The sequence below is a fragment of the Streptomyces bobili genome, assembly GCF_002154575.1.
GTDB lineage: Bacteria > Actinomycetota > Actinomycetes > Streptomycetales > Streptomycetaceae > Streptomyces > Streptomyces bobili.
In genome coordinates, this window is sequence record NZ_MUBA01000756.1 from 1 (window position 1) to 4,929 (window position 4,929).

Consider the following 4,929-nt stretch of genomic DNA (forward strand, 5'->3'; position numbering starts at 1 on the left):
AGACGACGGACACCAGGCCGAGGCCGAGCGCGTTGCCCATCTGCATCACGGTGTTGATCAGCCCGGACGCCGAACCGGCGTGCTCGCGCGGCACCTCCGACAGCACCGCGTCGGTCAGCGGAGCGACGATCAGCCCCATGCCGGCGCCCATCACGGTGAGCGGGAGAATCATCTGCCAGGGGGCGATGTCGAGGCCGTAGCGCCCGGACTCCCACAGGTAGAGCAGGACGCCCGCGGCCATGGTCAGGGCGCCCGCCTGGAGCACCTTGCGGCCGAAGCGCGGGACCAGTTTCTGCACCGAGAGACCGGCGGCCGTCGACACCGCGAGGGAGAACGGGATCCCCGTCAGACCGGCGCGCAACTCGCCCCAGCCGAGGCCGATCTGCATGTACAGCGTCCAGACCAGGAAGAAGATGCCGAGGCACACGCCGAAGACCGTCTGCACCGCGATGCCGGCGGCGAAGCTCTTGACCCGGAAGAGGGACAGCTCGATCAGCGGCGAGCCGTCCCGCGCGCCCTTGCGCCGCTCGTACGCCACCAGCGCGCCGAAGACGCCGAACGCGCCGGCCATCGACAGGTGCCCCCACAGCGGCCAGCCCAGCTCACGGCCGCGGGTCAGCGGGTAGAGCAGCATCAGCAGACCGAGCGTCACCAGCGCGACGCCGACCAGGTCGAGCTTGAGCGCCTTCGGCGCGCGCGACTCCGTGATGAAACGGCCGCCGAGGATCAGGGCCAGGATGCCGACCGGCAGGTTGATGAGGAAGATCGGCCGCCACTCCAGCCCGAACAGGTTCCACTCCATCAGCAGCGCGCCCAGCAGCGGCCCGGAGACCGCCCCCAGACCGACGACCGCGCCGAAGAGTCCGAAGACCTTGCCGCGTTCGTGCGCCGGGAAGGTGGCGTGCACGATCGACAGCACCTGCGGGACCATCAGCGCCGCCATGCCGCCCTGGAGGAGTCGGGAGGCGACCAGCATCTCCGGGTTCACGGCGAAGCCGCACAGCGCGGAGGCGACGGTGAAGCCGCCGATGCCGAGGAGGAACAGCCGCTTGCGGCCGTAGATGTCGCCCAGGCGTCCGCCGGTGATGAGGCCGGCGGCGAAGGCGAGCGCGTATCCGGCGGTGATCCACTGGACCTGGCTGTCGGAGGCGCCCGCGTCGCGCCGCATGGAGGGGATGGCGATGTTGACGATCGTGACGTCGACGAGGTCCATGAAGGCCGCGGTCATCACGATCGCCAGAGCGAACCACCTGCGTCGGTCGCCCACGGCCGCCGGTGCGGTCGCGGCTGCCTGGGTGTCCGTCCTCGGGGGGCGCTCGGCCGGCCCGGGATCGGCGGAGGACTGGGTCTCGTTGGAGGTCATGGGAGGACACTAGGGGGGCACTAGGTCAGATCGTGTCCTAGTGGTAGGGCATCCTCGAGGCATGACGACGGACACTCCGGCTCGGCTGCTGCAGCTCCTCTCCCTCCTCCAGACGCCCCGCGAATGGCCCGGCGGCGAACTCGCCGGCCGGCTCCAGGTGTCCCGCCGCACGGTCCGGCGGGACATCGACCGGCTGCGCGAACTCGGCTATCCCGTCCAGGCGACCAAGGGCTCCGACGGCGGATACCGGCTGGTCGCGGGCAAGGCGATGCCCCCGCTCGTCCTCGACGACGAGGAGGCGGTGGCGATCGCGGTCGGCCTGCGTGCGGGCGCCGGACACGCGCTGGAGGGCGTCGACGAGGCCTCCGTACGGGCCCTGGCGAAGCTGGAGCAGGTCCTGCCGGCCCGGCTGCGCCACCGGGTCGCCACCCTCCAGGCCGCGACCACCCCGCTGACCAGCGGGGACGGGGCCAGCATCGCGCCCGAGACGCTCACCGTCATCGCCTCGACGGTCGCCGGGCACGAGCGGCTGCGGTTCGCCTACCGCGCGAAGGACGGCACCGAGTCGCGCCGCCTGACCGAGCCGTACCGCCTCGTCTCCACCGGCCGCCGCTGGTACCTCGTCGCCTACGACCTCGAACGCGACGACTGGCGGACCTTCCGCGTCGACCGGGTGGCCCAGCCCTTCGCCACCGGAACCCGCTTCACCCCTCGGGAGGTACCGCAGGGGGACGCGGCGGAATACCTGCGCCAGTCCATCCAACGGCGCCAGGAGACCTACGAGTTCGACGTCACCTTCCAGGCCCCGGCCGAGGCCGTCGCCGCGCGGCTCCCGTCCTGGTTCGGCCGGCCGGAGCAGACCCCCGACGGCTGCCGCCTGCGAGCCGTCACCGGCGACCCCTTGGAGTGGCTCGCGGTCCGCCTCGCCATGCTGGGCCACGAGTTCACGGTCCACTCTCCAGACGAACTGGTGGAGTGCGTACGGGAGTTGGGGGGACGACTGGGACGAGCGAGCGCGGGATAGGCGCTACCGGGATTCATTCGCAGTGCCCCCGTGTTCACGCCGGGGGTGAAGCGAATCTGATGGTGGCGACGCGGAGCGTCGCCGTATCTGTCCCGGGCGGAGCCGGGAATGCTCATACCGGCTGGTTCTGCTGTTCGATGTACTGCCTGACCGCGGTGAGCGGGGCGCCTCCGACGGTTCCGGCGAAGTAGGAGCCGGACCAGAGTTTGTTGGCCCGCCAGTAGTGGCGTGCCAGGTCGGGGAACTCCTGGCGCAGGCGGCGCGAGGAGACGCCCTTGAGGGAGTTGACGAGTTTGGTGACGGCGACCTTGGGCGGGAAGTTCACCAGCAGGTGGACGTGGTTGTCCTCGCCGTTGAACTCCACCAGCTCGCACTCGAAGTCCGTGCACACCGACCGCATGATCTCCTCCATACGCCTCAAGTGGGCATCGGTGAACACCTTGTGCCGGAACTTGGTCACGAAGACCAAGTGCACATGCATGACGAAAACACAGTGCCGACCAGTTCTGATCTTCTGCATCTCACCCATAACCCAAGTATGTAGCGTGACGGTCATGCAGCTCCGGTACAGCTTTCGCCTGTACCCGGACACCGGTCAGCAGAGGGCGTTGGCGAAGGCGTTCGGGTGCGCCCGTGTCGTGTTCAACGACGCGGTGTACGCCCGCGAGAGCGCCCGCAGGGCCGGGAAGCTGTTTCCGAAGATCGGCGAGCTGTCCACACGGCTGATCACCCAGGCGAAGCAGACCGTGGAGCGGTCCTGGCTGGGCGAGGTCTCCGCGGTCGTGCTCCAGCAGTCCCTGCGCGACGCCGAGACCGCCTACCGCAACTTCTTCGCCTCCCTCAAGGGCGATCGCAAGGGACCCAGGATCGGTCCGCCGCGGTTCAAGTCCCGCAAGGACACCCGCCAGTCGATCAGGTTCACCGCCAACGCCCGCTGGAAGGTCACCGACAGCGGACGGCTGAACCTGCCGAAGATCGGGGCGGTGAAGGTGAAGTGGTCCCGCACACTGCCCACCACCCCCACCTCGGTCACCGTGGTCAAGGACTGCGCCGGGCGGTACTTCGCCTCCTTCGTCATCGACACCGACCCGCAGGCGGATGCCGAGCGGATGCCCGCCACCGGCCGCACCATCGGCACCGACCTCGGCCTGACCCACTTCGCGGTCCTGTCCGACGGCACGAAGATCGACTCCCCGCGCTTCCTGCGGCGCGCCGAGAAGAAACTGAAGAAGACCCAAAAGGGACTGTCCCGCAAGCAGAAGGGATCGAAGAACCGGGAGAAGGCCCGTCTCAAGGTCGCCCGCGCCCACGCGAAGGTGGCCGATGCCCGTCATGAGTTCCACCACCAGCTCTCCACGAAACTGATCTCCGAGAACCAAGGGATCGCTGTGGAGGACCTGTCGGTGGCGGGACTGGCGCGCACCAGGCTGGCCAAGTCCGTGCATGACGCCGGCTGGGCCTCATTCGTGAACATGCTGGAGTACAAAGCACAACGGTACGGGCGGACCCTCATCAAGATCGGCCGGTTCGAGCCGACGAGTCAGATCTGCTCGACCTGCGGCGTCAAGGACGGACCCAAGCCCCTCGATGTCCGGGAGTGGACGTGTGCCGCCTGCGGCGCGGTCCACGACCGGGACCACAATGCCGCGATCAACGTGAAGACGGCCGCCGGACTGGCGGTATCGGCCTGCGGAGCATCGGTAAGACCAGGAGCAATCCCGGCACAGCGCGAAGAAACAGGAAGCCACGGATTCCCGACCGAACCCCGTGCCGCGTAGCGGCACAGCAACGATCGAGAAGGCCAGAATCCTCGGGCTTCAGCCCGAGGAGCAAGTCAATCGGGCTCCCGCCACTCCATCCCCCGCACCGCTTCCAGGTTCCTCAGGGCGAGTTCCGCCGGGCCGCCGGGCCCGTGCGGAGGACTGTCGGTCGTGGACCAGCTCTCCACGGCGACGCGCACCGCGGCCCCCGCGACCGCCGCGACGAAGCGCTGGCGCGGGGTGGGCTCGGCGAGGTGGGTGGAATCGGCGGACCCAGCAGGCCCAGTCGACCCAGCGGACCCGGCCGACTCGTCGGGCCCAGCCGACCGTGCCGACCCGTCCGAACCTGCCGGCTCGGCAACGTTGTCGAGTCCTGCGGCGGTCCTGGCCGCCCGCTCCCTGAGCACCTCTCCCAACGCCCCCTCCGACGCATGGCAGACCTCCGCCCAGACCTTGCCCAGGGCGGGGCTGGCGGAGGCGAGACGAATGAGGGTGCGGACCCATTCCCAGGACGCCGAGGAGATCCCCACGCCGGGGGTGAGCGTCTGCCGTACCGCGTGTTCCAGGGCCTCGGGCGGGGTCAGTTCGGGCGGGGCCTCACGCACCGCCTCCGCCCAGCGCTGGGCGCCGGCCGCGTAGAGGGGGGCGACCGCCTCCTCCTTGGAGGCGAAGTAACGGTAGAACGTGCGCGGCGCGATACCGGCCGCCGGCCTCTTCGCCGCCCGAGGCCTCAAGGCCACCCGCGCCGAGGACATCGCCCAGGCGGCCGGTATCGCGCCGCG

5 protein-coding genes are annotated in these 4,929 nt (G+C 69.8%); 2 read left to right on the forward strand and 3 right to left on the reverse strand.

Annotated features, from left to right (window positions below; genetic code table 11):
• Window positions 1-1,363, reverse strand: a 1,363-nt coding sequence (locus BZL64_RS37255; protein ID WP_086773418.1) for an MFS transporter, incomplete at its 3' end; no start/stop codon positions are given.
• A gap of 61 nt (window positions 1,364-1,424) precedes the next feature.
• Between BZL64_RS37255 and BZL64_RS37260 the strand changes: the two genes are divergently transcribed.
• Window positions 1,425-2,387 carry a helix-turn-helix transcriptional regulator gene (locus BZL64_RS37260; RefSeq protein ID WP_086773419.1) on the forward strand — a complete coding sequence of 321 codons (963 nt, stop codon included), beginning with the start codon at window positions 1,425-1,427 and terminating at the stop codon, window positions 2,385-2,387.
• 112 nt (window positions 2,388-2,499) lie between these two features.
• Here BZL64_RS37260 and tnpA read toward each other — a convergent pair whose 3' ends face one another.
• A complete protein-coding gene (gene tnpA / locus BZL64_RS37265) occupies window positions 2,500-2,916 on the reverse strand; it encodes an IS200/IS605 family transposase (protein ID WP_086773420.1) in 417 nt (138 codons plus the stop codon).
• 25 nt (window positions 2,917-2,941) lie between these two features.
• Between tnpA and BZL64_RS37270 the strand changes: the two genes are divergently transcribed.
• On the forward strand, window positions 2,942-4,165 hold the full coding sequence (locus BZL64_RS37270; RefSeq protein WP_086773421.1) for an RNA-guided endonuclease InsQ/TnpB family protein: 1,224 nt from the start codon (window positions 2,942-2,944) through the stop codon (window positions 4,163-4,165).
• A gap of 56 nt (window positions 4,166-4,221) precedes the next feature.
• Here BZL64_RS37270 and BZL64_RS37275 read toward each other — a convergent pair whose 3' ends face one another.
• Window positions 4,222-4,902 (reverse strand): TetR/AcrR family transcriptional regulator, encoded by a 681-nt coding sequence (locus BZL64_RS37275; protein ID WP_086773422.1) that lies wholly within the window; start codon window positions 4,900-4,902, stop codon window positions 4,222-4,224.
• Window positions 4,903-4,929 lie beyond the last annotated feature (27 nt).